Here is a 25,530-nt window from a genome sequence, read left to right as displayed (position 1 = left end):
CCCGCCTCGCCCGCGGCGACCTGCGCTCGCGGGTCGGCATGGTCCTCCAGGACGCGTGGCTCTTCGAGGGCACCATCCGCGAGAACATCCGCTACGGCCGGCTCGACGCCACCGACGACGAGATCGCCGACGCGGCCCGCGCGACGATGGTCGACCGCTTCGTGCAGCAGCTGCCCGACGGCTACGACACGGTGCTCGACGCCGACGGCGGCAGCGTCTCGGCCGGAGAGCGCCAGCTGATCACGATCGCGCGCGCGTTCCTCGCGAACCCGTCGCTCCTGATCCTCGACGAGGCGACCTCGTCGGTCGACACCCGCACCGAGCTGCTGGTGCAGCACGCGATGGCGGCGCTGCGAACCGACCGCACGTCGTTCGTCATCGCGCACCGGCTGTCGACCATCCGCGACGCCGACACGATCCTCGTGATGGAGGCGGGGCGCATCGTCGAGCAGGGCGCTCACGACGAGCTCCTGCGCCGCCGCGGCGCCTACTACGAGCTCTACATGACCCAGTTCCGCGGGGGGAGCGACGAGCAGGCGGGGGAGACCTCGCCCGCGGGCCTCCCCGGAGGCGTCGAGACCGCCCCGTAGAGTGGCCCTGTGAACGACGCACGCCAGCAGCTCATCGAGTACATCGGCTCCGACGCCGTCTTCCACGGGGACTTCACCCTGACGAGCGGCAAGAAGGCGAGCTACTACGTCGACCTCCGCCGGGTCAGCCTCGACCACCGGGTCGCCCCGCTGATCGGGCAGGTCATGCTCGACCTCATCGCGCCGATCGAGCGCGTCGACGCCGTCGGCGGACTGACCATGGGCGCCGACCCCATCGCGTCGGCGATCCTGCACCAGGGCGCCGCCCGCGGGCTCGCCTACGACGCGTTCGTCGTGCGCAAGGAGCCGAAGGACCACGGCCGCGGCCGGCAGGTCGAGGGCCCCGACCTCGAGGGCAAGCGCGTCGTCGTCGTCGAGGACACCTCCACCACCGGCGGATCGCCGCTGAAGGCCATCGAGGCGCTTCTGAAGGTCGGCGCCGAGATCGCCGGAGTCGCCGTCGTCGTCGATCGCGCGACGGGTGCGCGCGAGATCATCGAGGACGCCGGCTACCCGTACTTCGCCGCGATCGGGCTGGCCGACCTCGGGCTGAGCTGATGGTCGACGACGGCAACCGCGGGCGCGGCGACCACTCCGAGGGTGAGGACCGCCCGAAGGAGCCGGAGCGCCAGGTCGGTGGCAGCGAGTGGCTCCTGCAGCAGCTCAGCGGCGGACGGCTGAAGAGCATCTTCGACGCGCCGCGCGCGACCCCGACTGAGTCCGAGTGGAAGCCCGTCGATCCGCGGTCTGCACCCGCCGCGACGTCGGAGTCCGAGGAGGCCGAGTCGGCGTCGGAGGAGTCGTCCGCCGCGTCGGAGCAGACCGACGGTGCTCCTGACGAGTCCGCACTCGAGGAAGCCGCGCCGGAGGGAGCCGCATCAGAGCGTCCTTCGCCGGCGGCCGGCCGGGAGGAGCCCGAGGCGACGACCGTGCACGTGCCGCCGCTCGTCGCGGCCGAGGCCTCGGCCCCGCCCGAGCCCACGATGGTTCTCGAGCCGACACCGCCGCTGCAGACCTCAGCCGCTGCGGAGGAGCGCGAGGAGGAATCCCGCCCGGAGCGCGAGCCCGACTCGGCCGACGAGCCCGATGCAGACCGCCTGCCCGCTCCGGCCGCGGAGCCCGAGCGCACCGCGGAGCCCGAGGCGGAGGCCGCCGTCGACCGCGGACCGGCTCCCGAGCCGGAGCAGACCCCGGCCCCTGTGCGCCCGCAGCCGCGCTTCGACGCCGCGCGCCGCGACCCCGCCGAGAGCGCCTCGACCACGCGCTCGGCGCCTCCCGTCGCCGGGCCTCCGGCGCCCAGCGCACCTCCCGCTGCCCAGCAGCCCGAGGAGCCGCGCGACGACCGTCCTGCCGGGGCCACCGCGCCCTCGCAGCGCGACACCGCGCCCAACGGCACCGTCTACCAGTGGCCCGACCCGCGCGGCGGCTGGGACGCGCCTCCCGTCTGGGAGGAGGTCGTCACTCCGCCCGCCGGAGCGGACGACGACGACGCCGGCGACGAGGAGCTCTGGCGGGGCACCGCGTTCGCGTGGAACCTCGAGCCGACGGACGCCGGTGCTCCCGCCGATCCGTCGCGGTCGCGCGACGCCGCCTCCGCCGAGGGTGCCGACGCTCCGTTCAGCACGACGCCCGCGACGGCGCACGCGAACGCCGCCGGCGAGAAGACGCCCCGGTCCAGGCCCGCCCGCGAGAAGACTCCCCGCGACAAGGCTCCCCGCGAGAAGACCCCCCGCGAGAAGACCCCGCGCGCCCCACGGCAGAAGGCCCCTCGCGCGGACGCCCCGGCGCCGAGCGGCCCCACCACGGCCGGCATCGCCACCGAGCCCCCCAGCATCGCCCCGCTCTCGCCGCCGTCCCCCGGGCGGACCGCGGGACGCCGCCGGCTCCTGATCGCCCTGATCGCCGTCGGAGTCGTCGTGATCCTCGCCGTCCTCGCAGCCATCGGGTACGCCGTCGCGTCTGCGAACCGTCCCGAGGCCGCGGTTCCGGTCGCGACCCAGACGCCGAGCGAGGAGGCGAACGCGACTCCCGAGCCCACCGCGGTGCTGCCGACGGTCGGACCCCTGCCCGCCGGCACCTACGCGTGGAGCGCCCTCCTCGGCGGGGAGTGCCTGCAGCCGTTCGACTCCGTCTGGGCGGAGGAGTTCACCGTGGTCGACTGCGCCGCGCCGCATGCGGGCCAGCTGGTGGCGTCGGCGCCGCTGACCGAGACGGTGTTCCCCGGATCCGATGCGCTCGCGCTCTCGGTCGCCTCGCTCTGCCAGGCCGCCGGAGTCGTGGACGTCGCGGCCGCCGAGACCTACGGCGACGTCCAGGTCTCGGCCTCGTTCCCGGTCACGCAGGAGCAGTGGGACGCGGGCGAGCGCCGCTCGTTCTGCTTCGTGGACCGCGCGGGCGGCGGCGAGCTGGTCGGCTCGCTCGCCGGCACGCCCGCGGGCTGAGTCAGACCAGGCTGCAGCCGTACGGCCCGGCGTCCGTCCCCGACAGCCTGAGGGGCGCGTCGAGCAGCGGCCCGACGTGGGCGAGCTCGACGACGTCGGTGCCGTTGCCCACCTCGAAGGTGAGGCTCGCGTTCGCACCTCGCACCGTGTACACGTCCACGCCCGCCGGGTCGTCGGTGCCGGTCACCTGCGCCGTCCCCGCGAGCGCCGCCTCGAGCTCGGCACGCGTGGAGCCGATGCCGGCACCGCCCGCGCTCCGGAGTGCCGGGCTGCTCACGAGGATCAGCCGCAGCGGAGCGGTCTCCTCGTCGGCGAGGAGTCCGAACGGGAACCGCCCCAGCACTCCCGCCTGCGTCTCGTCGGGGTAGTTCGGCACCCAGCGGCCGGGCGCTCCGTCGACCTCGACGCCGGCCTCCGTCCAGGCCGGGGTGCAGAAGTCCGCGTCGAACACGGCGAGGGCCGCTGCGCCGGCACCCGCGGGGATCGGCTGCCCGACGATCAGCGAGGCGGATCCGTCGGGTGCGATCAGCCCGTCCGGAGTGAGCACGAGGTCGCTGAGCGCGGGAGGCGAGGCCTGCGCGCCCGGGTCGGTGGTCGCGCCTCCGCTCGGCACCCCGGCGCTCGGAGCGGTGGTCGTCGGCGCCGCGCTCGGATCAGCGGCGCCCGGCGTCGCGCCCGGATCCGTGGCGTCGGGCACCGGAGCCGCCGTGCCCGCGGCGCTCGGTGTCGAGGGAGCGCGCGTCGCCGGCTCGGCGCACCCGGCCAGGGCGAGCAGCACCGCGGCCGTCGCGACTCCGGCGCGCAGAGCGGGGTGGAAGCGGGTCATGGTCGTCTCCTCGCGGGAGACGTTCTCGGCGTGCCCCTGCGTCAGTATCCCGGGCCTGGAGGCGCCGGGGGAAGCGGCCGCCCCTCCTTGTAGGGTTGCCGATCGTGGACGAGAACGAGAGGCCCGCCGAGGCCGGCTCCGCGCCTTCCGTCGAGGCGACGACGAACGGTGTGGGCCCGTGGATCGGCGAGCCGCCCGAGGACGAGCGGTTCGATCCGGAGCTGCTCGCGCACGGCGACGCCCGCAACGTGATCGACCGCTTCCGCTACTGGCGGATGGAGGCGATCGTCGCCGAGCTCGACCGCTCCCGCCACCCGTTCCACGTGGCCGTCGAGAACTGGCAGCACGACATGAACATCGGCTCGATCGTGCGCAGCGCCAACGCGTTCGGCGCGCGCGGGGTCCACATCGTCGGTCGCCGCCGCTGGAACAAGCGCGGGGCGATGGTCACCGACCGCTACCAGCACGTGCAGCACCACGAGGCGGTCGCCGGCCTCGTCGACTGGGCGCGCCAGGAGGGCCTGCCGATCATCGCGATCGACAACGTGCCCGGCTGCGTCCCGATCGAGACCTTCGCACTGCCCGAGCGCTGCGTCCTGCTGTTCGGTCAGGAGGGGCCGGGCCTGTCGGAGGAGGCGATCGCCGCCTCCGAGGCCGTGCTCGAGATCTCGCAGTTCGGCTCGACGCGCTCGATCAACGCGTCGGCGGCCGCGGCGGTCGCGATGCACGCCTGGGTGCTGCAGCACGTCCGCTTCTGAGCGCGAGCGCCCTCAGATCAGACGACGACGTCCGGCGGGAACTCCGACTCGAGGGGCTCGCCCGACAGCAGCTCGTGCACGCCGCTGAGCACCTCGTCGGGGCGGAACGGGTAGCGCTCGATCTCGGCGGCGTCGCTGATCCCGGTCATCACGAGCACCGTGTGCAGGCCCGCCTCGATGCCGGCGACGATGTCGGTGTCCATCCGGTCGCCGATCATGCCGGTGTTCTCGCTGTGCGCGCCGATCTTGTTCATCGCCGAGCGGAACATCATCGGGTTCGGCTTGCCGACGACGTACGGGTCCTTGCCGGTGGCCTTGGTGATCAGCGCGGCGATCGCTCCCGTCGCGGGCATGACGCCCTCGGAGCTCGGCCCCGTCGCGTCCGGGTTCGTCACGATGAAGCGTGCCCCGCCGATGATCAGGCGGATCGCCTTCGTGATCGCCTCGAAGCTGTAGTTGCGGGTCTCGCCCACGACGACGTAGTCGGGCGAGGTCTCGGTCATGATGAAGCCGGCCTCGTGGAGCGCGGTCGTGATGCCCGCCTCCCCGATCACGAACGCGCTGCCGCCGGGCATCTGCGAGGCGCAGAAGTCCGCGGTGGCGAGCGCGCTCGTCCAGATGCGCTCCTCCGGAACGTGCAGCCCCGAGGCGCGCAGGCGCGCGGCCAGGTCGCGCGGAGTGAAGATCGAGTTGTTGGTGAGCACCAGGAACGGGGTGCCCGCGTCGGTCCACTCCTGGATCAGCTCGGGCGCGCCGGGGAGCGCCTTGTTCTCGTGCACGAGCACGCCGTCCATGTCGGTGAGCCAGGCCTCGACCTCGCCGCGATGTGCTGCCATGCCCCCGATGCTAGCGGCGGCGCCTGCGTCCGGGCCGTCCGGTCCTCACCCGATCAGGGACGGTTGCAGGTCGCGCAGGGTGCGGAACCGCGTCATGCGGATCACTCCGATCGCCGCGAGAGCGAGACCGCCGACCAGCCAGCAGAGCAGCACGAGGGAGTCGTGCAGCGCCGCGCCGCCGTCGCCGCCGTACATCAGCTGCCGCACGGCGTCGGTGGCGAAGCCCATCGGCAGCACGTGGTGCAGTGCGGCGAGCGGCCCGGGCAGGGTCTGCCAGGGGAACGTGCCGCCGGCGGTCACGAGCTGCACGACCATCAGCACGAGGCCGAGGAACTGGCCGACGCTGCCCAGCCAGACGTTGAGGGCCAGGATCATCGCGGCGAACGTCAGCGAGGCGAGCGCCATCACTCCGTAGACGCCGAGCGGCGAGGCGACGTCGAAGCCGAGGGCGAGCGAGATGATCGCGAACAGCCCGGCCATCTGGACCACTCCGAGCAGGCCCGGGGTCAGCCAGCCGGCGAGGGTGATCCGGAGGGGCGAGTGCAGCGCGGTGATCGCGCGGCGCGAGACCGGCTTGACGATGAGGAACAGGGCGTAGATGCCGATCCAGCCGGCGAGGCTCGCGAAGAACGGAGCGAGTCCGGCGCCGTACGTGCCGGCCGAGGCGACCTCGCTCCTGTCCACGGCGACCGGATCCGCGATGGCGGAGGCCTGGGCCGCCTGCTGCTCGACCGAGCGGTCGGGGATCGCGACCACGCCGTCCTCGAGCCCGTCGCGGAGCGTCGTGGCGCCGGTGGTGAGATCGCCGAGCCCGGTGGTGAGGTCGCCGAGTCCGTCGCTCAGGGCCGTCGAGCCGTCGCGGAGGGAGGAGGCGCCGTCGCGGAGGGTCGCAGCCCCGTCGGCGGCGGACTGCGCGCCGGCGGCGGCGGTAGCGGCTCCGCTCGTCAGCTGAGACGAGCCGTCGGCTGCACTCGCGATGCCCGCGGTGAGGGTCGGAGTCGCGTCGGCGAGGGCCTGCGCGCCGGTCGCGACCTGCGTCGCTCCTCCCGCGAGCCGGTCGATCAGCGCGACCTGGCCCTGCGCCTGGGCGTTCGCGGCCAGGGTGTCGTCGCCGAGCGGATCCAGCAGCGCGAGCACCTCGGCGATGCGGGCGGGGTCGAGTCCCGACTCCTGCAGGCTCGCCTCGATGTCGCCGCGGATCACGGGGACGCTGTCGGCGACCTGCTGCGAGGCGGCACCCACGGCGTCGGCCTGCGCGGCGAGAGCGGTGTCTCCCGCGGCGACCTGGGCGGCGCCCTCGGCGAGGGTCGCGGTCTGCGCGGGCAGGTCGGCCGTGGCGCCGCGCAGCTGCTGCAGGCCGGCGTCGAGCGTGCCGCTCCCGTCGGCGAGCTGCTGCACTCCGCCGGCGACCTGTGCGGTGCCGTCGGCGAGGGAGGAGGCTCCATCGGCGAGTCGAGCGGCCCCGTCGGCGAGGGTGCCCGCGCCGTCCTGCGCGGAGGCGGCTCCGCTCGAGAGGGTCGTCGCGCCGTCGACGAGCTGCGAGCCGCCGTCGACCGCCGTCGAGAGGTCGCCGCGGATCGTCGCGAGGCCCACGAGGAACTGCGCGGCCGCCTCCTCGTCCACCTTCTCGATGATGGAGGCGCGCAGCGTCTTCGCGGCCTGCTCGCCGATGGTGCTCGCGAGGTAGCTCGTGGCGTCGTTGGTGGTGAGGACGACGCTGGCGCGGTAGGGCGCGTCGCTGCCGCTCGAGGCGAGGGCGGCCGAGAAGTCCGCGGGCAGGGTGACGCTGAAGTCGTAGGTGCCGTCGTCGACTCCGGAGGCGGCCTCGGTCGACGAGACGCGGTGCCAGTCGAACGCGTGGTCCTCGAGGAGCTGATCGGCGACCTCGTCGCCCGTGTTCGTGACGGTGCCGTCGTCGGCGGTCGTGCCGGCGTCGTCGACGACCAGGGCCACCGGGACGTCGGGCAGCTTCGCATACGGGTCCTGATTGGCCCAGAGGTACAGGCCGCCGTAGAGGATCGGCACGAGCATCAGCGCGATCAGCGCGAGCCGGGCCATCGGGGTGGCGGTGAGGCGGCGCAGCTCCGCCTGGATCATCTGGGGGACGCGGATTCTCATGAGCGGGTGTCGTCGATCGGGTCGGGGGCGGTCTGGGGGAGGAGCGAGGGGGCGAGGGCGCGGTGGAGAGCGCCGACGGTCTCCTCCTCGAACCCGTCCTCGAGGGTCGCGAGGGCGGTGGGCGGAGCGGGGTCGAACTGCGTGCGCAGCAGATCCGTCGCGGCGATGGCCGAGGCGGAGGCGGTGCCCGCGATCACGAGGACGGCCGGCCCGCGCGCGGCGAGCTCCTTGGCGAGCGCCCACCACGCGGCGGGATCCCCGCCGTGCCGGTCGGGCGAGACGATGACGAGCGCCTCCACCCCCTCGCGGAGCAGCGCGAGCTCGGCGAGCACGCGGACGCGGTCGAGCGCGGGGAGCTCGGACACCGGACGGCGCGCGAGGTCGGCGACGCCGAGCGCCTCGAGCGCGCGCGAGACGGCGCGCGGATGCGAGGAGCGTCCGGCGAAGACGAGCTCCTCGGAGGCCACTCCGGCGAGGGTCACGTCGGGGGCGGGCTCGCTGACCACCGGGGCGTCGACGAGGGCGACCGCAGCGCGCATCCGCTTCGGGTCCTCGGCGCCGTCGACGGTGATGCGACCGCTGTCGGGGCGCATCCGCCCGCTCGCGAGGAGACCGAGGACCGTGGGGCGCTGCTCCGTCTCGGTGAGCGCGAGGGTCGCCGATCCGCTCGAGAACGTCAGCGAGACGGCCGGGAGTGCTCCGCCCTTGGCGACGTCGTGCAGCTCGATCCTCACGAGCGGGCCTCCTCGGCGGAGACCCGGGCGGCGAGCGCGTCGGCGTCGGTCCAGCCGAAGCCCGCGATCGCGAGGACGTCGACCATGACGAGGCGCTCGGCCTCCGCCTCGCCGAGATCGGAGCCGGCGGCCTCGTCGAGCACCGCGATCGCCGCGTCCTCGACGAGTCGCGCCAGGCGACCGGCGTCGAGATCGGGGCGGAAGCGGCCGGAGGCGATGCCGCGGGCCGCGGTCTCGCGCAGCTGCGCGCGCACGGGCTCGAGCGTCTCGGCGACGAGCTCGGCGAAGGGCGAGCGCAGGGCGGAGCGGGCGGGGACGCGGATCGACTCGACCTCGCGCCACATCCGCGAGCCGATCAGCGCGAGCTCGCAGGCGGGGTCCTCGTGCCGCACGGGAGCGAGGACCGCGGCGATGCGCGCCGCCCCCTCGCGGAACACGGTGGTGAGGAGCTCCTCGCGAGAGGAGAAGTGGCCGTAGACGGTGCGGCGCGTCACTCCGGCCTCGCTCGCGATCGCCTCGAGCGAGGCATCGGAGTCGGTGCGGAGGAGGGTCCGCGCGGCGAGGAGGATCGCGGCGCGGTTGTCGGCGGCGTCGCGCCGGGGTGCTCTGCTCGTGGTCACCCGTCCATCGTACGAAGTTGCACACCACTGTGCAAGATCAGGTGACCTGCACGGTCACGCCCCAGGAGGACGGGGTTAGCCTGGGGACATGAACGGCGAGAACCTGCTGGGCCCCGAACCGACCCTCCTCCCCGAGGACCCCGCGGTCACCGCGGCCCTCGCGAAGCACGCGACCCCGGGAGCCGTCGAATTCGCCGCCCTCGCCGCCGCCCACCCGCGCTCCCCGCTGGCCTGGGCCCTCCTCGCCGACAGCGTCTGGGGCATCGACGCGGCCCTGCCGTCCTACGCCTACGCCCGCGTCGGCTACCACCGCGGCCTCGACCTCCTCCGCACCGCCGGCTGGCGCGGCCAAGGCCCCATCCCCTGGCGCCACGGACCCAACCGCGGCTTCCTCCTCGCCCTCTACGCCCTCCGCCGCGCCGCCGAATCGATCGGCGAGACCGACGAGGTCCAGCGACTCACCACCTTCCTCGAGCAGGCCGACCCGGCCGCCATCCCCGAGATCGAGCGGTACCACGAGGACGCGCTCCCCCCCACCGCCGCCATAGTCATCCTCGGCGAGGACTGAGAGGGCTCCGGTCACGTCCCTTGCGGCGTTGTCGTCGGTCGCCGTAGCTCCGCTACGACTCCCTCCTCCGCCTTGCAATGAACGCAACCGGAGCCCTCTCAGTCACCCTGCTGGTGAGGGGAGGCGCCGTGCCTGCGGCACGAGCGGGAGGCGCCGTGCCTGCGGCGCGAGCGGGACGGGCCGCGCCTGCGGCGCGAGCGGGACGGGACGGGCGGCGCCTGCGGCGCGAGCGGGACGGGAGGGCGGGCATCCCTTGCTGGTCGAGTAGCCGCGGAGCGGCGTATCGAGACCCGCGTCTTCCAGACGGGATGCTGCGGCCTCGCGAGTAAGGCTGAACGCGACGACGCGGACGGATTCCGGCCGATCGTCGTGCTCAGCCTCATCTGTGCAGGCCTCGTCCGGGAGACCTGGCCGACGCGGGCCCTCAGCGGCGGCGGAGGGACGCGGCGGTGGCCAGGGTCAGGAGGGCGCCGAGGGCGGCGGAGGCGGCGGTGACGGTGAAGCCGGACTGGGGGCCGAGGGACTCGACGGCGAGGCCGCTGAGGGAGGAGCCGGCGGTCACTCCGATCGCGAGGCCCGTCGGAGGCCAGGCGAGGGCCTCGGTGAGGCGGGCGCGAGGGGAGATCGTCTCGACGAGGCTCGAGCCGGTGATGAGGAGCGGAGAAGTCGCGAGGCCCGCGAGGAACGCGAGCACGGCGAGGACGGGCAGTGAGCTCGAGAAGACCAGCACGGGCACGACGACGCCGAACGCGAGACCCGCGACGACGAAGCGCGAGAGCGGGCTGCCGGGCAGGTGCGCGGCCCCGACGACGACTCCGGTGAGCACGCTGCCGATGCTGTAGACCGACAGCAGGAGGCCCGACGCGGCGTCCGCGCCGGCGGCCTCCGCCGTCGCGATCGCGGCCACGTTGAACGAGCCGAAGACCCCTCCGATCGTCGCGAACACGGCGACCACCCCGATCAGCGCTGCGGGCAGGCGCACGGGCGTCGCCCTGCCTCCGGGGGAGCGCACCGCGAGCGGGGGCTGCGTCCGCACCTGCGCGAGCAGCGAGCCGCTCCCGATCACTCCGATCGCGAGGCCCACGAGCACGCCCGCCGCCGGATGCACGAGGGAGGCGAGCAGGGTCACGACCGGCGGAGCGACGACGAACGCCGCCTCGTCGGCCACCGACTCGACCGAGTAGGCGGTGTGCCGCAGCCCGGGATCCGACGTCGCGGCGCTCCAGCGCGAGCGCACGGCCGAGCCGATGTCGATCACGGCGAGTCCGGCGAGGACCGCCAGGGCGAACCAGCTCCAGACGGGCGCGCCGAGCAGCACGGCCGCGACGAGTCCGAGCGACGCCGCGACGAGCACCGGGAGCGACAGGGCGAGGGCGCGCCGCTGGCCCCAGCGGTCCATCACCCGCGACCAGACCGGCCCCGCGGCGGCCAGCGAGAGCGTCAGCGTGCCCGAGACGGCTCCGCCGAGCGCGTAGCTGCCCGAGACCTCGGTGACGAGCACCAGCACCCCGATCGCGAGGCTGCCCTTGGGGAACCGGCCGAACCAGCCCGAGGAGGAGAACGCGAGCGATCCGGGCACCGCGAACGCCCGGGAGTACCTCCCGGCGGCGCGTCCGAGCGCCGATCGCGGCGCGGCCGCAGGGCTCGGGGAGGAGGGTGCCGGGGAGTCAGGCATGCGGGTTCCGATTCCGGCCGACCGAAAGCGGAGGCGCTCCGCTGGCTGCTCGATCGACCCGGCGAGTCTACCGAGCGGCCCGATCGCGGATGCGCCCGCGCGTCGCCCGCGGCACACTGGCTCCGTGGATCCCGACGCGCTCGAGCAGCTGCTGACCGACCTCCCCGGCGCGGAGCCCGGCTTCCCCTTCGGCCCCGGCACGCGGGTGTGGAAGGTCGGCGGCAAGGTGTTCGCGCTCGAGTCCGAGCTGCGCGGCCGCGCCTGCATCAGCGTGAAGGCGCTGCCCGAGAACGTGGTGCACCTCGTCGCGGGGGTCGACGGCGTGGATCCGGGCTACCACCTCAACAAGACGCACTGGGTCACGGTCGACCTCGCCCGCGTCGATCCGGGCCTGGCCGGTGAGCTGGTGCAGGAGTCGCACGCGATCATCGTCGCGAAGCTGCCGCGCCGCCTCCGGCTGTCCCTCGACGGCACGTCGAGCGGCTCGCTCTCCGAGGACGACTGACGCGCTGTTGCGCCGTGTGACGCCCTCGGATGCGGGACGCCGAGTGCGCGCCTACCGTGGCGGGAACCACCCCACGAGAGGACGCGCCATGCCACCCCGCACCCGCCTGCAGACGACGGTCGACACCGCCTGCGAGCGCGGCGCGATGTGCGTGCACGACCGGGCCGGCCACGGACTCGGCGCACTGCAGCTGCGACTGGCGCGCGCCACTCCGCAGGGCCGCGTCGACGCGATCGTCGCCTCCGTCGACGAGGAGGGCTGGATCGAACTCGTGCTGTGGGAGTCGGGCGCGACCGAGCGCGTCTGGCACCACGCCCCGACGGCGCTCGCCGCAGGTGCTCCGGTGTCGTTCCACACGCGCTACGGCGTGCTGACGGCGGGCGCGCAGCAGCTCAGCGTCGCCCGCGGCTAGCGGAGCGACGGCCCGTCCGGCAGCGCCGGTCAGGCCGGCAGGGTCGCGAGCATCGCCTCGCACGCCGAGGCGCAGTCCTCGCAGGCCATCGCGCACAGTCTGCAGGTCTCGCTCATCTCGGCGTGGGAGGAGCACTCCGCCATGCAGGCGCGGCACACGGCGATGCACGCCTCGAGCATCGGACGCAGCACGACGGCGTCCATGCTCGCCGGCCGCATCATCATGCGCATCATCGCGAGGCAGACGTCGGCGCAGGTGGCGCACATCGATGCGCACCGGCCCATGCCGTCCATCGACGACATCGCGTCCGAGCACATCGTGCAGGCCTGGAGGCAGGCGGAGCACGCGTCGATGCAGGCCTGCATCGCGGTCGTGTCCATCATCGCGGCGTCGGCCATCGGCATGGCCTTCATCATCTCGTCCGTGCTCATGTCGCTACTCCCTCGGTCCGGGCGGTGCGGAGGCGCGTCCAGCGGGCATCCGCGGTGGCTGCCTCCGATGCTAGGCCGGTCGGCCGCTCACGTCACCCCTGCAGAGGCGCCCGCGCGACCCCCGCCGTGGCCCTCGCCCGGACGACGCGAGGCCCCCTGCCGGAGCAGAGGGCCTCGCGGAGCGGTTCGGATGCCGGGGATCAGATGCCGTACGACTCCAGGTACGCGGCGGTGTCGTGCCAGCCCTCGACCGCGAAGCACTCGACGCCCATGGCCTTGACCGGGTAGTCGTTGCCGTCGGGGTCGAGGCGGTCGCCGACGAAGATCATGTCGTCGAGCGGGATGCCGGTGAGCTCGGTGAGCTTGTTCATGCCGTAGGACTTGTCGATGCCCTTCCGCGTGATGTCGACCGAGGTGGAGCCGCCGGAGCGGACCTCGAGGTCGGGCAGCACGGCCTGGACGGCCTCGCGGAGGGTGTTCTTCTTCTCGCCGGTCGGGTCCCAGGCCTGCTTGACGGGCACGGGCGCGGCCTGGCCGAGGGCCGAGAACGTGATCTGCGACTCGCGGTCCTCGAGGATCGGGCCCCAGGTCTCGGACTCCCAGTAGCCGAGCTCCTTCGCCTTCTCCTCGACGGCGGCGAGGGCGCGGGACTTCTCGTCCTCGGTGAGGTTCTCGGCGTAGATCTGCTTCCAGTCGTCGTTCTCGAAGCGGTAGTACTGCGTGCCGCAGGTGGGCATGAGGTGGAGCTTGGCGAGGGCCTCGGGGTCGGCGCCCTCGAGGCGGTCGAGCACCTGCATCCGGAACTGGCCGATCTGCCCGCCCGAGATGATGCAGACCTCGGTCGCCTTGAGCAGGCGGACGAGGAGGTCGGCCATCGCCGGGTCGACGGGGGACTTCGAGGCGGCGAGGGTGTCGTCGAGGTCGAAGGCCATCAGGCGGGGCAGGGTGCTCATGCTTCTCGTTTCACGGTCTGCGGACGGGGCGGTTACGAGGATACGGGGCGGCGCGGGAACGCGCGTCCGGCGGTCTCCGGGCCGAGCGGGCGCGTGCGACGCGCTGCCCGAGCGCAGACTGGGGGCATGCCCGCCTCCCCGTCCTCCTCTCGCGGAGCAGGCCGCTCCGTGCCCCGCACGATCGCCCGGATCCTCCTGGGCCTCGTGCTCGTCACCGCGGGGGTCGGCCACCTGACCTTCGCTCGGCAGTCCTTCCAGGCGCAGGTGCCGCCGTGGCTCCCGCTCGATCCCGACACCGTCGTCGTCGCCTCGGGAGTGGTCGAGATCGTGCTGGGGCTCGCGCTCGTGCTGCTCGCGCGGTGGCGGGTGGTCGTCGGAGTCGTGGTCGCGGCGTTCTTCGTGGCGGTGTTCCCGGGCAACGTCTCGCAGCTCGTCACCCGGACGCCGGCCTTCGGCCTCGAGACGGACGCCGCGCGGGCGATCCGGCTCGTCTTCCAGCCGCTGCTGGTGATCTGGGCGCTCTGGTCGACAGGGGCGTTCGCCGCCTGGCGGTCCCGGCGGCGCCGCGCCTGAGACGGCGAGGGAACCCCGGACCGTCGGGGGAGCCCGCTGCAGGAGGCTCTCTCGACGGTTCGGGGTTCCCTCGCGCGGGGCGGCTCAGCCGCCCGAGCGACGGGCGAGGTACGCCGCCTCGGTGCGGGTGGCCGCGCCGAGCTTGCGCAGGATGTTCGAGACGTGCACGCTCGCGGTCTTCACGCTGATGAAGAGCTCCTCGGCGATGGCGCGGTTGCCGAGCCCCTGCGCCACGAGAGCGAGGACCTGCCGCTCGCGGTCGGTCAACGGCTCGGTGCCGAGTGCGCCCGCGCCGGGCGCGACTCCGGAAGCCGATCCGACGTCACGGCCGAGGCGCCGTTCGAAGCGGTCGACGGCGTCGACGAGGAGCCCCAGGCCGGCCCGCTCGGCCACGACCCGCGCCTCCTGCGCCTCCCGCTCGGCCTCGTCGCGCCGACCGGCGGCCGCCAGCGCCTCGGCGTGGCGGAGCCGCGAGTAGGGGAGCAGGTGCACCTCCGCCGTGTCGGCCTCGTTCGCCCGGGCGGCGGCCGCCCAGGCGCGGGGGTCGTCCCCCGTCCCCGAGGCGCCTCCCAGCTCCGCCTCGATCACGGCGATCAGGGCGGCGCCCGTCGGCCACCGGGCCGCCGTCGCGAGGATCTCGCGCAGCCGCGCCTCGGCGTCGATCCGCTCGCCCAGCGCGTCGAGGAGCACGACGCCCTCGCGGCGCGCGGCGGCCACGATGCGGGCGACGACGACGAGCAGGAAGAGATCGGCGGAGGGGAGCGGCCGGTGCTCGGGGCCGATCGCATCGCGGACCTCGGCCCACGCGCCCGCGACGTCGCCGTTCTCGAGCGCGATCGCTCCGGCGACCTTCGCCAGGCCGACGAGCGAGAGCCGCTCGGTGCGCAGCTGACGGCTCAGCGGCTGGCGCCAGCGGGCCAGGAGGGACGCCGCCTGCGCGCGGTCCCCGCGCCAGAGGACCGTCCAGATCTTGCGGCGCTGGAGATGGGCCGCGAACCCCAGCGGAGCGTCGAGCTCGAGTGCGCGGTCGAGCAGCTCCTCGGCGCGGCGCCACTCGCCGGTCGAGGCGAGGGCGTCGGCCGTGTTGGCCATCAGCATCGCACCGAGCGTGCGCGCGACCCCGTGCCGACGGGCGTGCTCGGCGCCCTGCTCGCCCGCGGCCACCGCCTCGCGGAACCGCCCGAGGAGCGAGAGCGCGTCCGAGAGGTTGAGCCAGTAGCGCAGTCGAGCGGAGTCGTCCTCGCCCGCGAGCGCGCCGGCCAGCTCCAGCTGCGCCAGCCCCTCGTCGATCCGGCCGAGCTCGACGAGTGCCATGCCGCGGATGTTCGCCGCGACGCTCCGGCGACCCTGCGATCCGACCGCCGCGGCCTCGGCGGCCGCCGCATCGGCGACCGCGACCGCCTCGACGAGATCGGCCTCGAGCATCAGCCGGGCGGCGAGCTCGCCGAGGATCCGTGCGCGCAGGGCACTCGGCTCCCCGCCCTCGAGCAGGGCGAGCGCCTCGCGCAGCAGGGCGACGGAGCCGACCTGGCCGAGGTTCGCGAGGTAGGACGCCTTGTCGCGCAGGAGGGTCGCCCGGCACGGAGCGCCCAGGCCCTCGATCGCCAGCGCCTCGTCGACCAGGGCGACCGCCCGCTCGCTCTCCCCCGCGTCGCGGAAGTGGTGCGCGGTCGAGCCGAGGAGCTCGGCCCGGTCGCGCCCGCGCGCCTCGGGCGGCACCTGCTCCCACAGCTCGAGCGCCCGCTCGCCCATCCGGGCGGCGAGGGCGTGAGCGAAGGAGGCGCGCGCGTGCGCCATGGCATCGAGCGAGGAGGCGAACGCCCGCTCGGCGTCGTGAGCGGCCATCCAGTGGTACGAGATCTCGGACGCGGCGGAGGGGCCCCGCGACTCGAGCGCCTCGGCGTAGCAGGTGTGCGCCCTGACCCGCTCGCCGGGCAGCAGCTCGTCGTGGATGGCGTCGCGCACGAGGGCGTGCCGGAAGCTGTAGCTGCTGCCGTCGACGACGAGCACCCCGCCGGCGATGGCCTCGCGCGCCGCGGTCTCGACGGAGTCGGCGTCGCCGTGCACCACCGTGATGAGGTCGTGCTCGACGCAGGTGCCGCCCGCCGAGAGCGTGCGCAGGATCTTCTGAGTCGGCTCGCTGAGCCCCTCGTACCGGGCGAGCAGGACGTCGCGCAGCGACTCGGGGTAGCACTCGGGCACCGTCGCCGCCTCGGCGCGCGCGAACTCCTCGACGAAGAAGGGCACGCCCTCCGTCCGCTCGACGACGAGCGCGAGATCGCGCGGAGCGACCGCGGCACCGCGGAGGGACGCGACCATCGCCTCGACGCCGCGCCGGTCGAGCCGGGCGAGCTCGCGCCGCTGCACGCGGTCGCTCCGCTCGAGCTCGGGCAGCCAGGCGCGCAGGGGATCGCCGCGGCGCAGCTGATCGCTGCGGAAGGTGAGGACCACGAGGATCCGGCCGGCGGTCGCGACGCGCACGAGGAAGCGCAGCACTCCGAGCGTCGCCGGATCGACCCAGTGCAGGTCCTCCACGACCAGCACGATCGGACGCACGCGCGACGCCGCCTCGAGGGCGACGGTGACCGCTTCGAGGACGGGCGGGGCGGCCGCGGCCGGCTCGCCGCTCCCGGGCAGCTCGGGGAGCAGGATGCGCAGCCCCTCGACCGAGGCGCCCGCCAGCGCGGCGAGCTCCTCCGCCCCCACCACGCGCGCCAGCTCGCGCAGCGGTGCGGTGATCGGCGCGTAGGGAGGCGCGTCGCGGTCGAGATCGACGCACTGGCCGCGGAGCACCAGGGCCTCGGGCGGCAGCCGCTGCACGAACTCGGCGACGAGCCTGCTCTTGCCGATGCCGGCCTCGCCGCCGACGACCACCGCTCGCGCACCCTGGACGAGCATCCGCTCGTAGGCGCGCCGCAGGGCCGCGAGGTCGTCGTCGCGACCGACGAGGACGGGCGGGGAGGGCGGGATCGGCATGGGAGTCATGGTGCCACCGGGCACGGACACCGGAGGGGCTCCGCGACGCGCGATGTCGGTTTCGCGCCGGTGCTCGACCGGAACGCGGCGGAGCCGTTCAGCTGCGGGCGGGGCCGCGCCGGAGCGCCGGCAGGAGGCGGTCGATCAGGGGCGGTCGGCGGGTCTCCGCAACGCGCTCCCGGCGCAGCCGCTCGCGTTCGAGGTCCTGCTCGAGGCGGCGCTCGCGCTCCTCGAGCAGCGCGGGGAAGGAGTGGTCGCTCAGCATCATCTCGGTCCTCTCGTCGGGGTGAGAGGAGGCTCCCGCGGGAGTGCGCGGCGGCGCATCGGGCGATCGCCTCATCCGACGAGCGGAGGAGGAGCGCGCGTGCGGCTCGAGGGGACCTGTTCCAGGGATCCCGGGTCGCGGAGCGGTGCCACTCGAGCGGCGCGGGCGTCCGGATCCGCGGAACGGCGCGGATCGGGAGGGATAGGGCGATCGCCCGATGCGGCCGACGGGGTCTTACGCGGATCGTCGTGATCGGCGCAGAGAGCGCTCGAATGCGAAGGAGTTCGCCATGGTCTTCCTCATCGTCCTCGCCGCCCTGATCGTCTGGGCGATCGCCGCGGCCGTCGTCTCCGTCGTGCGGGACGGTCACGGCCCCCTGCCGACGTGGACGGGCACCGAGCGCATCGTCGCCCGCCGCTGAGGCGGCTCGGCCTCATGTCCGGCTCGTGGACAGACGTCCGGCCCGCAGAACGACGTTCGGCTCGCGGAATCAGGACGATTCCGCGAGCCGAACGCGATTCCACGAGCCGGAGGTGCTCCCGCAGAGGGAGCCCGCGGGGCGCGGTGCTCGCTACGCCGTGCGGCGGCGCCGCAGGATCGTCAGCGCCGCGCCCGAGAGCAGCAGCAGGAGCGCCGCGCCCGCGAAGCCGGCCGCGTCGGAGCCCGTGTGCGCGAGCGAGCCCGAGTCCCCGCCTCCGGCGACGGGCACCGCCGTGGCCGTGGGCTGCGGCGACGGAGCGGCCGTGGGCTGTTCGGTCGGTGCGGGGGTGCCCGGCTCGATCGGGGCGGGCTCGGCCGGAGCCGCGACCGAGGTCAGCGACCAGTTCGCGTCGAAGAAGTCGGCCTGGTCGATCACTCCGCGCGCGGTCGCCCAGTCGATGAGCAGCTGGCGGATCTCGAGCCGCTCGTCGTAGACCAGCGGAGCCGCGGCGACGGCCGGGTAGGCGCCTCCGCCGCTCTGACGGTAGTTGTTGACCGCCATCACGAACACGTCGTCGTCGGCGACGGGGGTGCCGTCGGCGTGCGCGAGGTCGCGGATCCGCGAGCCGGCGGGCTGCGAGATGTCGATCACGTAGTCGACCCCCGAGAGAGCGTCGTAGTTGTAGTCCGGGATGCCCGTGGGGCGGTCCTCGGTGATCGCGTTCGTGCCCGTGGCCGGGTCGAACGGTGCGCCGGGCGCGACCTGGTTGAAGTACCGGGCCGAGAACTCCAGGTACTCGCGCACCTCGGCTCCGGTCATCTCGACTCCGCGCAGGGTGTTCTCGTAGATGTAGAGGCCCGCGATGTCGCGGATCGTGACCTGCCCCTGGGGGAAGACCGCGGTGCGCGAGAACGGCGACGCCTGCGAGATCACCGGGACGTCCGCCCACTCCGTGCCCTCGAGCGCGGCGTCGACCGTCTCGGCCTGCACGGAGTTGATGAAGTCGATGATCGGGGTGTCCTCGTAGCGGGAGGTCTCGGCCGAGAGCTCCTCGACCGACTCCGCGACGGGGGTGTTCACGTAGTCGATGGTCGTCGCGTGCGCCTCGGCGAGCGCGTCGAGCACGGCGGTCGACTCCTCCGGGATGTCGCGCGCGTAGACCGCCTCGGCGACCGGCGCCTCGCCCGCCGACCAGTCGACCTGCAGGTCGCCGGCGGCATCGGGCACCAGGTTCAGCGTGACCTCGGTCAGGCCCTGCGCCCAGTAGTAGGGCTGCGTGACGAGCACCTGCTCGCCGGCGACATTCGTGTAGAGCGTCTGCGGCACGTCCTGGTGGCTGTGCCCGGCGACGAGCACGTCGATACCGGGGACCTGCGTCGCGATGTTGTTGACGACGTCCTCGTTGAGGTCGGCCGGATCGTAGTCGGCGTCGGCGACGGTGCCCTGACCGGTGTGCGCGAGCACGACGACCACGTCGGCCTCGGCCTGCACCTTCGGCACCCACTCCTTCGCGGTCTCGACCATGTCGCGGAACTCGAGCACGCCGTCGACGTACTGCTTGTCCCAGACGCGGACGCCCGGGGTGACGAGGCCGAGGACGCCGACGGTGACGGTCTCGCCGTCGATCTCGCGCTCGATCAGCGTGTAGGGCTTGTGATACGGCTCGCCGGTGGCGACGTCGACGACGTTCGCACCCAGCAGCGGGGCGTTCAGATCGCCCTCGTAGGCGCTGAGCATGTCGAGGCCGTAGTTGTACTCGTGGTTGCCGACGACCTGCGCGTCGTAGCCGATCGTGTTGAACGCGGCGGCCATCGGATGCGTCGTCTCGCCGGCGAGGACGCCCGCGGCTCCGTCGCCCAGACCGTAGTAGTAGGTGAGCGGGGTGCCCTGGATCGCGTCGCCGTTGTCGAAGACCAGGACCGACTCGTCGCCCTTCTCGGCGCGGAGGCGGTCGACCTCGGTCGCGACGCGCGTGAGGCCGAGGGTGTCCTCGCCCTCGTACGGAGCGTTCGCGAAGTAGTCCCAGTTGTAGACGTGGCCGTGGGTGTCGGTCGTCGAGACGAGGGTGAGCTCGAGGCCGTCGTCGACGGTGGCCGCTGCCGCCGAGGGGGCGACGGTGGCCGCTCCGAGGGCGGCGACGACGAGGAGGCTGGCAGCGCGGTATCGGCGCATCGGTGTCCTGTTCGCATGATGGGTGGAGAGTGAACGTCTTCGAACCTAGGCGCGATGTGTGAACGCCGTGTATCGGATTCCGGAGCATTGCTCGGCGATGCACCCGTCTCGGCGCCCGGAGCACCCCCGGAGCCGCTCCGCTAGAATCGAGCGGCTGGTCGCGCAGAAGCGGCATCTCGATGCCGGGCCGGCCCGCCGAGGCCCGGTGGACCCGAAACGGGCCGGGCGACCACTCCCCGTCGAGAAGGAAACGCCATGCCAGCAATCGTCATCACCGGCGCCCAGTGGGGCGACGAGGGCAAGGGACGCGCCACCGACCTCCTCGGCAGCCGCGTCGACTACGTGGTCAAGTTCAACGGCGGCAACAACGCCGGCCACACCGTCGTCGTGGGCGACGAGAAGTACGCGCTGCACCTGCTCCCCTCGGGCATCCTGACCCCGGGCGTCGTGCCCGTCATCGCCAACGGCGTCGTCGTCGACATCGAGGTGCTCTTCCACGAGCTCGAGGCGCTGAGCGCCCGCGGTGTCGACGTCTCGAAGCTGCTCGTCAGCGCCAACGCGCACGTCATCACGAGCTACCACCGCACCCTCGACAAGGTGACGGAGCGGTTCCTCGGCAAGCGCCAGATCGGCACCACGGGCCGCGGCATCGGCCCCGCGTACGCCGACAAGATCAACCGCGTCGGCATCCGGATCCAGGACCTCTTCGACGAGAACATCCTCCGTCAGAAGGTCGAGGGCGCCCTCGACCAGAAGAACCACCTGCTGGTGAAGGTCTACAACCGCCGCGCGATCCTCGTCGAGCAGGTCATGGAGGACCTGCTGCAGTACACCGAGCGCCTGCGCCCCATGGTCGCCGACACCTCGCTCGTGCTCGCCCAGGCGCTCGACGCCGGCAAGACGGTGCTCTTCGAGGCCGGCCAGGCCACCATGCTCGACGTCGACCACGGCACCTACCCGTTCGTCACGTCCTCGAACGCGACCTCCGGAGGAGCCGCCACCGGCTCCGGAGTCGCCCCCAACCGCATCGAGCGCGTCATCGCCGTCATCAAGGCGTACACGACCCGCGTCGGCGCGGGCCCGTTCCCGACCGAGCTGTTCGACGAGTGGGGCGAGTACCTCCGCAAGCAGGGCTTCGAGTTCGGCACGACGACCGGCCGCCCGCGCCGTTGCGGCTGGTACGACGCTCCGATCGCCCGCTACTCCGCGCGGATCAACGGCGTCACCGATTTCGTCCTCACCAAGCTCGACGTGCTCTCGGGCCTCGAGACGATCCCCGTCTGCGTCGCCTACGACGTCGACGGCGTGCGCCACGACGAGGTCCCCGTCTCGCAGAGCGACTTCCACCACGCGAAGCCGATCTACGAGGACTTCCCCGGCTGGCAGGAGGACATCACCGGCTGCCGCACGTTCGCCGACCTCCCGCAGGCCGCGCAGGACTACGTCCGCGCCCTCGAGGCCATGAGCGGCGCCCGCTTCTCGGCCATCGGAGTCGGCCCCGAGCGCGAGCAGGTCGTCGTCCTGCACGACCTCCTCGACTGACCCGCAGGCGTCGTCGCTCCGCGCGTCGGGCTCGCTCGCTGGTGCGAACCGCCGCGAAACGGCCCCTGCGCCTCCGCTGCACCCCTTCTCGCGCCCATTCGCGGTCGGCATACGCGCCGAGTCGACTCGAAACGGGCCCCGCGGAGTCGGCAGACGCCATCGAGTGACCACTGAGCGCCGCGGCCCCCGCTGGTGAGTAGCGCCGCAGGTGCGTATCGAGACCCGCTACGTCCGGGACGCGCGGATCTCGATACGCCCGCTGCGCGGGCTGCTCGATCAGCAGGATGGCGACACCTCGCCTCCCCCGGCGGATCGGCAAGGGGGCGCATCTGCATCCTCGGGCGGGGGATGATCGGCGGATGCAGATCTACGCGGACCTCCCCGCCGTGCGTGCGCGGCAGATCACGGCCGACGCCCTGGCGATCGCCGTCGCCGTGATCGCGATCGCGGCCGGCGTCGCCGTGGGCGGCCTGATCGCCGGGCTGGCCGACATCGGACGCCGCCTCGAGAGCGCGGGCAGCGGATTCGGCTCCACCATGTCCGACGCCGGGACCACGCTCGGCGGCATCCCGCTGCTCGGAGACGCCGTGCGCGCGCCCTTCGACGAGGCGAGCGGAGCCGGCTCCGTGCTGGCCGCCGCGGGTCGCGACCAGCAGCAGCTCGCGGGAGCCCTCGCGATCGTGGCGGGCCTGGCCGTCGGCGGGCTGCCGCTCCTGCTCCTGGCCGTGCTCTGGCTGCGTCCGCGACTGCGCTTCGCCCGGCGCACCGCCGAGCTCCGGGCGCTGGGGACGACGGCCGCGGGTTCCGATCTCCTGGCGCTGCGTGCGCTGACGGAGGCGTCGCCGCGCGAGATCCTCGCGGCGCACCCGGACGCCGTCCCCGGGTGGCGCACGGGCGACCACGCGGCGACGCGGGCTCTCGCCGCCCTCGCGCTCCGCCGGGCCGGGTTGCGGCCGCGCTGACTCGCGCCAGCCGCTGTCCCGCGCCGCCGCTGTCCCGCGCCGCCGCGGTTCGCCCGCCCCGACCCGCAGGACCACGCCTCGTCCCCCGGAAGGATGACTCCGCGACCACCCACGGGCGACGCCCGCGACGCGACCCGCTCCGTAGCGTCGAGGACATGCAGAACCAGACCTCCACCGTCGTGGCGCGCGTCGAGAACGTGCGCAAGCTGTACGGCAGCACGCCCCCCGTCGTCGCTCTCGACGGCGTCACCCTCTCGATCCAGCGCGGCGAGTTCACCGCCGTCATGGGTCCGAGCGGCTCCGGCAAGTCGACCCTCATGCACGTCCTCGCCGGCCTGGACACGGCCACCGACGGACGCGTGTTCCTCGGCGACACCGAGATCAGCGGCCTCGGCGACGCCGAGCTGACGATGCTCCGCCGCCGCGAGGTGGGCTTCGTCTTCCAGGCGTTCAACCTGATCCCCACGCTCGACGTGCGCGGCAACATCCGCCTGCCGTTCGAGCTCGACGGCCGCCGCGTCACCGCCGACGAGGAGGCGTGGATCGCGAGCCTCATCGAGTCCCTCGGACTGCGCGAGCGCCTCACCCACCGGCCCTACGAGCTCTCGGGCGGCCAGCAGCAGCGCGTCGCCATCGCCCGCGCCCTCGCGACCCGGCCGCAGCTGATCTTCGCCGACGAGCCCACCGGCAACCTCGACTCGCGCACCGGCCGCGAGGTCCTCACGCTGCTGCGCGCCTCCACCCGCGAGTACGGCCAGTCGATCGCGATGGTGACCCACGACCCGATCGCGGCCGCGTACGCCGACCGCATCGTGTTCCTCCGCGACGGCGCCGTCGTCGACGACCGCCGCGGCATGAGCGCCGAGGAGGTCTCGCGCGCGATGCTCGAGATGGAGGCCGCGGCGTGAGCGGCGTGCGCACGGGCTCCCGCCAGGGCGGAGGAGCGATCGTCACGGTCGCGGCCCTCTCGGCGGCGTTCGGCGGCGTGCTCGTCATGGTCGTCGCCGACATGGTCGCCGCGTTCCAGGACGCCGGCCTCGACGGCATCGAGCAGGCCGCGACGACCCTCGGAGTCGTCGGTGCGGTGTTCTTCGGGATCGCCGTGTTCGTCGGCGGCATCGTGACCTCGAACGCCGTGTCGACCGTGATCGCGGGGCGCACCCGCGAGATCTCCCTCCTGCGCCTGCTGGGCGCCTCCGGTCGCTCGCTGCGCGCCGAAGTGGTGCGGAACGGCCTCGTGCAGGGGGTGCTCGGCGCGGTCATCGGCCTCGTCGCCGCCGTCGTGCTCGTGGCGGCCGGCGCCGAGCTCGCCATCGCCACGGGCACGTTCTCGCGCATCGACTACCCGCTGGTCTCGCCTGCCCTGGTGCTGCCGGCCGTCGCGGTGATCGCGTCGACCGTGATCGCGTCGTGGGGCGGATCGCGGCGCGTGCTCTCGGTCTCGCCGGCCGAGGCCGCGGGATCCGCCGCGGAGCCGCGCTACGACGAGCTGCGCGGGCGCCGCGGACGCAACGCCCTCGCGATCGCGTTCGTCGTGCTCGGCTTCGCCCTGCTGGGCGCGGGCGTCGTGGCCGGGCTGGTGAGCCCGTTCGGCGTGCTGCTCGGCCTGGTCGGCGGCATGGTCTCGTTCACGGGCGTCATCCTGGGCGCTCCCGTGCTCCTCCCTCCGCTGACCTCGCTGGTCGGCCGGGCGTTCGGCGGCGGGTCCGTCGCGCGCCTCGCCTCGGCGAACGCGATCAGGAACCCCGCCCGCAGCGCCCGCGCGGTCATCGGGCTGGTGATCGGAGTGACGCTCGTCACGATGTTCGCGGTCGCCGCCGCGACCTTCGCCACTATCATGCGGATGTCCGAGGACATGGACCCTGCGACGTTCGCCGCCCTCGACCAGTTCGTCTCGATCAGCACCGCGATCATGAGCGTCCTGCTCGGCTTCTCGGTCCTCCTCGCCGCCGTCGGCATGGTCAACACCCTGTCGCTCAGCGTGCTGCAGCGGCGCCGCGAGCTGGGGCTGCTCCGCGCCCTCGGATTCACGGGCTCGCAGGTGCGCGGGATGGTCGTTCTCGAGGCGGCGCAGATGGTCATCGCCGCGGCGCTGCTGGGTCTCGTGCTCGGCGTGGTCTACGGCTGGAGCGGGGCGATCGCGATCTTCGGCTCGCTGCCCGGCATCGGCCTCGTGCCGCCGACGATCCCGGTGGGGATCCTCGTCTCGGTGGTGGTCGTGGGCGTGGTGATCACTGTCGTCTCGGCGGTGCTGCCCGCCCGCCGCGCGACGACGGTCTCGCCGGTCGCCGCGCTCGCGGTGGCCTGAGCGGGGCTGCTTCCGCCGGCAGTAGGGCGGATGCGGATCTCGATACGGCCGTGTGCGGCTTACTCGATCAGCAGGGCCCCTTCGCTGGTCGAGTAGCCGCGCAGCGGCGTATCGAGACCCGCGTCAACCAGCAGTCCGGCGGGCGCGGATCTCGATACGGCCGCAAGCGGCCTACTCGATCAGCAGGGTGCTCGCGTGCCCGGGTTAGACGACCGAGAAGCCGGCCGGCAGCCTCTCGCGCCCGCTGACCGCCATGAGGAACTCCTCCGCCCGCCCCGACCTCGCCGCGAGCGACCCCGCCAGCGCGCAGGCCGCCTCGACAGCGGGGCCGGTCAGCCCGTGAGGCACCCCCGTCGCGCGCGACAGGTCGACGGAGTGCACGACCAGCTCGAGCACGCGGGTGCGGAGGTACTCGTCGAGCGAGAGGGCGTGCGGCCCCACCGCGACGAGTCGACCGGGCGTCTGCTCGGCGAGACGCGCCGACGCGCGGCGCAGCGCCTCCGCCGCGACCACCGCGGGCCGGTCGCCGAGCGCGACGCCCGCCTCCACTCCGCGCCGGGCGACGGCCGCCGGGTCGCCGATGTTCCCGGCGAGGGCGCCGTAGTAGGCGAGCGCGTCCGGAACCGTCGCCTCGGCCGGCTCCGGGGCGGCCAGGTACGCCTCGACGGTGAGGATCGCGCGCGAGGTGTGCCCGGCGAGTCCACGGACGTCCCACTCGCCGAGGGCGGGCAGCGTCCATTGGTCGTCGCGGATCCGCTCGAGCAGGCGGACGAAGGCGGCGGCGGAGGTCTCGAACAGCGCGGAGTCGGCCATGGACCCCATGCTGGCACGCGGTCTGGACCTC

Annotated in this window: 25 protein-coding genes; 13 read left to right on the top strand and 12 right to left on the bottom strand. The window is 73.8% G+C overall.

The window, feature by feature from the left end; genetic code table 11:
* The 3 genes from ASF46_RS19805 to ASF46_RS16850 all read left to right on the top strand — a co-directional run.
* On the top strand, positions 1 to 590 hold a 590-nt coding region (locus tag ASF46_RS19805), incomplete at its 5' end, for an ABC transporter ATP-binding protein (RefSeq protein WP_235577004.1).
* Between the two features lie 9 nt (positions 591 to 599).
* Positions 600 to 1,148, top strand: a complete 549-nt coding sequence (gene pyrE / locus ASF46_RS16855; protein ID WP_055794176.1) for an orotate phosphoribosyltransferase — start codon at positions 600 to 602, stop codon at positions 1,146 to 1,148.
* Entirely contained in the window at positions 1,148 to 3,031 is a 1,884-nt protein-coding gene (locus ASF46_RS16850; RefSeq protein WP_056868716.1) for a hypothetical protein, read from the top strand. Before pyrE ends, ASF46_RS16850 begins: the two co-directional genes overlap by 1 nt.
* A gap of 1 nt (position 3,032) precedes the next feature.
* Here ASF46_RS16850 and ASF46_RS16845 read toward each other — a convergent pair whose 3' ends face one another.
* Positions 3,033 to 3,857: a hypothetical protein gene (locus ASF46_RS16845; protein ID WP_056868715.1), complete on the bottom strand. Its 825-nt coding sequence runs from the start codon at positions 3,855 to 3,857 to the stop codon at positions 3,033 to 3,035.
* A 101-nt stretch (positions 3,858 to 3,958) separates the two neighbouring features.
* Here ASF46_RS16845 and ASF46_RS16840 point away from each other — a divergent pair, with 101 nt between their 5' ends.
* A complete protein-coding gene (locus tag ASF46_RS16840) occupies positions 3,959 to 4,615 on the top strand; it encodes a TrmH family RNA methyltransferase (RefSeq protein ID WP_416351502.1) in 657 nt (218 codons plus the stop codon).
* Positions 4,616 to 4,632: 17 nt separating this feature from the next.
* Here ASF46_RS16840 and ASF46_RS16835 read toward each other — a convergent pair whose 3' ends face one another.
* Genes ASF46_RS16835 through ASF46_RS16820 form a run of 4 tightly spaced genes read right to left on the bottom strand, consistent with a single transcriptional unit; the run spans position 4,633 to position 8,923 of the window.
* Positions 4,633 to 5,451: an HAD-IIA family hydrolase gene (locus ASF46_RS16835; RefSeq protein WP_055794182.1), complete on the bottom strand. Its 819-nt coding sequence runs from the start codon at positions 5,449 to 5,451 to the stop codon at positions 4,633 to 4,635.
* Positions 5,452 to 5,496: 45 nt separating this feature from the next.
* Positions 5,497 to 7,563, bottom strand: coding sequence for a YhgE/Pip domain-containing protein (locus tag ASF46_RS16830; RefSeq protein ID WP_056869002.1), 2,067 nt, complete (start codon positions 7,561 to 7,563; stop codon positions 5,497 to 5,499).
* A 2-nt stretch (positions 7,564 to 7,565) separates the two neighbouring features.
* The gene (locus tag ASF46_RS16825; RefSeq protein ID WP_200919757.1) at positions 7,566 to 8,303 is read right to left on the bottom strand and encodes a hypothetical protein; all 738 of its coding nucleotides are present in this window, start codon (positions 8,301 to 8,303) and stop codon (positions 7,566 to 7,568) included.
* The gene (locus ASF46_RS16820) at positions 8,300 to 8,923 is read right to left on the bottom strand and encodes a TetR/AcrR family transcriptional regulator (RefSeq protein WP_056868714.1); all 624 of its coding nucleotides are present in this window, start codon (positions 8,921 to 8,923) and stop codon (positions 8,300 to 8,302) included. The genes ASF46_RS16825 and ASF46_RS16820 overlap by 4 nt, the downstream gene beginning before the upstream one ends.
* Before the next feature lie 88 nt (positions 8,924 to 9,011).
* On the opposite strand from ASF46_RS16820, the gene ASF46_RS16815 reads away from it, so the two are divergent.
* Entirely contained in the window at positions 9,012 to 9,491 is a 480-nt protein-coding gene (locus tag ASF46_RS16815; protein WP_056868713.1) for a DUF3151 domain-containing protein, read from the top strand.
* Positions 9,492 to 9,915: 424 nt separating this feature from the next.
* Here the strand turns inward: ASF46_RS16815 and ASF46_RS16810 are convergent, their stop codons facing one another.
* A complete protein-coding gene (locus ASF46_RS16810) occupies positions 9,916 to 11,166 on the bottom strand; it encodes an MFS transporter (protein WP_157602718.1) in 1,251 nt (416 codons plus the stop codon).
* A gap of 124 nt (positions 11,167 to 11,290) precedes the next feature.
* Here ASF46_RS16810 and ASF46_RS18965 point away from each other — a divergent pair, with 124 nt between their 5' ends.
* Positions 11,291 to 11,671, top strand: a complete 381-nt coding sequence (locus ASF46_RS18965) for an MmcQ/YjbR family DNA-binding protein (RefSeq protein ID WP_056868711.1) — start codon at positions 11,291 to 11,293, stop codon at positions 11,669 to 11,671.
* Between the two features lie 88 nt (positions 11,672 to 11,759).
* Complete coding sequence (locus ASF46_RS16800; RefSeq protein WP_056868710.1) at positions 11,760 to 12,083, top strand: hypothetical protein; 324 nt, start codon at positions 11,760 to 11,762, stop codon at positions 12,081 to 12,083.
* 29 nt (positions 12,084 to 12,112) lie between these two features.
* Here the strand turns inward: ASF46_RS16800 and ASF46_RS16795 are convergent, their stop codons facing one another.
* Positions 12,113 to 12,514 carry a hypothetical protein gene (locus tag ASF46_RS16795; protein ID WP_056868709.1) on the bottom strand — a complete coding sequence of 134 codons (402 nt, stop codon included), beginning with the start codon at positions 12,512 to 12,514 and terminating at the stop codon, positions 12,113 to 12,115.
* A gap of 200 nt (positions 12,515 to 12,714) precedes the next feature.
* Positions 12,715 to 13,467 (bottom strand): HAD-IIB family hydrolase, encoded by a 753-nt coding sequence (locus ASF46_RS16790; protein ID WP_056868708.1) that lies wholly within the window; start codon positions 13,465 to 13,467, stop codon positions 12,715 to 12,717.
* A 126-nt stretch (positions 13,468 to 13,593) separates the two neighbouring features.
* Between ASF46_RS16790 and ASF46_RS16785 the strand changes: the two genes are divergently transcribed.
* Entirely contained in the window at positions 13,594 to 14,040 is a 447-nt protein-coding gene (locus ASF46_RS16785) for a DoxX family membrane protein (protein ID WP_056868707.1), read from the top strand.
* 84 nt (positions 14,041 to 14,124) lie between these two features.
* Here the strand turns inward: ASF46_RS16785 and ASF46_RS16780 are convergent, their stop codons facing one another.
* Both ASF46_RS16780 and ASF46_RS19255 read right to left on the bottom strand, forming a co-directional pair.
* Positions 14,125 to 17,016 carry a helix-turn-helix transcriptional regulator gene (locus ASF46_RS16780; protein WP_162240195.1) on the bottom strand — a complete coding sequence of 964 codons (2,892 nt, stop codon included), beginning with the start codon at positions 17,014 to 17,016 and terminating at the stop codon, positions 14,125 to 14,127.
* A 97-nt stretch (positions 17,017 to 17,113) separates the two neighbouring features.
* Positions 17,114 to 17,356: a hypothetical protein gene (locus ASF46_RS19255; RefSeq protein ID WP_157602709.1), complete on the bottom strand. Its 243-nt coding sequence runs from the start codon at positions 17,354 to 17,356 to the stop codon at positions 17,114 to 17,116.
* 214 nt (positions 17,357 to 17,570) lie between these two features.
* Here ASF46_RS19255 and ASF46_RS19865 point away from each other — a divergent pair, with 214 nt between their 5' ends.
* Positions 17,571 to 17,702: a hypothetical protein gene (locus tag ASF46_RS19865; protein ID WP_268788524.1), complete on the top strand. Its 132-nt coding sequence runs from the start codon at positions 17,571 to 17,573 to the stop codon at positions 17,700 to 17,702.
* Positions 17,703 to 17,852: 150 nt separating this feature from the next.
* Here ASF46_RS19865 and ASF46_RS16775 read toward each other — a convergent pair whose 3' ends face one another.
* On the bottom strand, positions 17,853 to 19,874 hold the full coding sequence (locus ASF46_RS16775) for a bifunctional metallophosphatase/5'-nucleotidase (RefSeq protein ID WP_082485630.1): 2,022 nt from the start codon (positions 19,872 to 19,874) through the stop codon (positions 17,853 to 17,855).
* Between the two features lie 255 nt (positions 19,875 to 20,129).
* Here ASF46_RS16775 and ASF46_RS16770 point away from each other — a divergent pair, with 255 nt between their 5' ends.
* From ASF46_RS16770 to ASF46_RS16755, 4 genes are all read left to right on the top strand, one after another.
* Positions 20,130 to 21,416, top strand: coding sequence for an adenylosuccinate synthase (locus ASF46_RS16770; RefSeq protein WP_056868705.1), 1,287 nt, complete (start codon positions 20,130 to 20,132; stop codon positions 21,414 to 21,416).
* A gap of 359 nt (positions 21,417 to 21,775) precedes the next feature.
* A complete protein-coding gene (locus ASF46_RS16765) occupies positions 21,776 to 22,378 on the top strand; it encodes a hypothetical protein (protein ID WP_056868704.1) in 603 nt (200 codons plus the stop codon).
* Between the two features lie 155 nt (positions 22,379 to 22,533).
* Positions 22,534 to 23,286 carry an ABC transporter ATP-binding protein gene (locus tag ASF46_RS16760; RefSeq protein ID WP_055794208.1) on the top strand — a complete coding sequence of 251 codons (753 nt, stop codon included), beginning with the start codon at positions 22,534 to 22,536 and terminating at the stop codon, positions 23,284 to 23,286.
* Positions 23,283 to 24,686 carry an ABC transporter permease gene (locus ASF46_RS16755; RefSeq protein ID WP_056868703.1) on the top strand — a complete coding sequence of 468 codons (1,404 nt, stop codon included), beginning with the start codon at positions 23,283 to 23,285 and terminating at the stop codon, positions 24,684 to 24,686. The genes ASF46_RS16760 and ASF46_RS16755 overlap by 4 nt, the downstream gene beginning before the upstream one ends.
* 204 nt (positions 24,687 to 24,890) lie before the next feature.
* Here the strand turns inward: ASF46_RS16755 and ASF46_RS16750 are convergent, their stop codons facing one another.
* Positions 24,891 to 25,499, bottom strand: a complete 609-nt coding sequence (locus tag ASF46_RS16750; protein WP_056868702.1) for a maleylpyruvate isomerase family mycothiol-dependent enzyme — start codon at positions 25,497 to 25,499, stop codon at positions 24,891 to 24,893.
* Positions 25,500 to 25,530 lie beyond the last annotated feature (31 nt).

This window comes from Rathayibacter sp. Leaf296, from assembly GCF_001423045.1.
Lineage (GTDB): Bacteria > Actinomycetota > Actinomycetes > Actinomycetales > Microbacteriaceae > Rathayibacter > Rathayibacter caricis.
This window is presented reverse-complemented; position numbering and strand designations above follow the sequence as displayed.

Excerpts from the sequence above, each read along its gene's own strand:
- ASF46_RS16850 (WP_056868716.1), top strand. The coding sequence starts at position 1,148 with ATGGTCGACGACGGCAACCGCGGGCGCGGCGACCACTCCGAGGGTGAG.
- ASF46_RS16845 (WP_056868715.1), bottom strand. The coding sequence starts at position 3,857 with ATGACCCGCTTCCACCCCGCTCTGCGCGCCGGAGTCGCGACGGCCGCG.
- ASF46_RS16835 (WP_055794182.1), bottom strand. The coding sequence starts at position 5,451 with ATGGCAGCACATCGCGGCGAGGTCGAGGCCTGGCTCACCGACATGGAC.
- ASF46_RS16815 (WP_056868713.1), top strand. The coding sequence starts at position 9,012 with ATGAACGGCGAGAACCTGCTGGGCCCCGAACCGACCCTCCTCCCCGAG.
- ASF46_RS16810 (WP_157602718.1), bottom strand. The coding sequence starts at position 11,166 with ATGCCTGACTCCCCGGCACCCTCCTCCCCGAGCCCTGCGGCCGCGCCG.
- ASF46_RS16800 (WP_056868710.1), top strand. The coding sequence starts at position 11,760 with ATGCCACCCCGCACCCGCCTGCAGACGACGGTCGACACCGCCTGCGAG.
- ASF46_RS16795 (WP_056868709.1), bottom strand. The coding sequence starts at position 12,514 with ATGAGCACGGACGAGATGATGAAGGCCATGCCGATGGCCGACGCCGCG.
- ASF46_RS16790 (WP_056868708.1), bottom strand. The coding sequence starts at position 13,467 with ATGAGCACCCTGCCCCGCCTGATGGCCTTCGACCTCGACGACACCCTC.
- ASF46_RS16785 (WP_056868707.1), top strand. The coding sequence starts at position 13,594 with ATGCCCGCCTCCCCGTCCTCCTCTCGCGGAGCAGGCCGCTCCGTGCCC.
- ASF46_RS16780 (WP_162240195.1), bottom strand. The coding sequence starts at position 17,016 with ATGCCGATCCCGCCCTCCCCGCCCGTCCTCGTCGGTCGCGACGACGAC.
- ASF46_RS19255 (WP_157602709.1), bottom strand. The coding sequence starts at position 17,356 with ATGAGGCGATCGCCCGATGCGCCGCCGCGCACTCCCGCGGGAGCCTCC.
- ASF46_RS19865 (WP_268788524.1), top strand. The coding sequence starts at position 17,571 with ATGGTCTTCCTCATCGTCCTCGCCGCCCTGATCGTCTGGGCGATCGCC.
- ASF46_RS16775 (WP_082485630.1), bottom strand. The coding sequence starts at position 19,874 with ATGCGCCGATACCGCGCTGCCAGCCTCCTCGTCGTCGCCGCCCTCGGA.
- ASF46_RS16770 (WP_056868705.1), top strand. The coding sequence starts at position 20,130 with ATGCCAGCAATCGTCATCACCGGCGCCCAGTGGGGCGACGAGGGCAAG.
- ASF46_RS16765 (WP_056868704.1), top strand. The coding sequence starts at position 21,776 with ATGCAGATCTACGCGGACCTCCCCGCCGTGCGTGCGCGGCAGATCACG.
- ASF46_RS16760 (WP_055794208.1), top strand. The coding sequence starts at position 22,534 with ATGCAGAACCAGACCTCCACCGTCGTGGCGCGCGTCGAGAACGTGCGC.
- ASF46_RS16750 (WP_056868702.1), bottom strand. The coding sequence starts at position 25,499 with ATGGCCGACTCCGCGCTGTTCGAGACCTCCGCCGCCGCCTTCGTCCGC.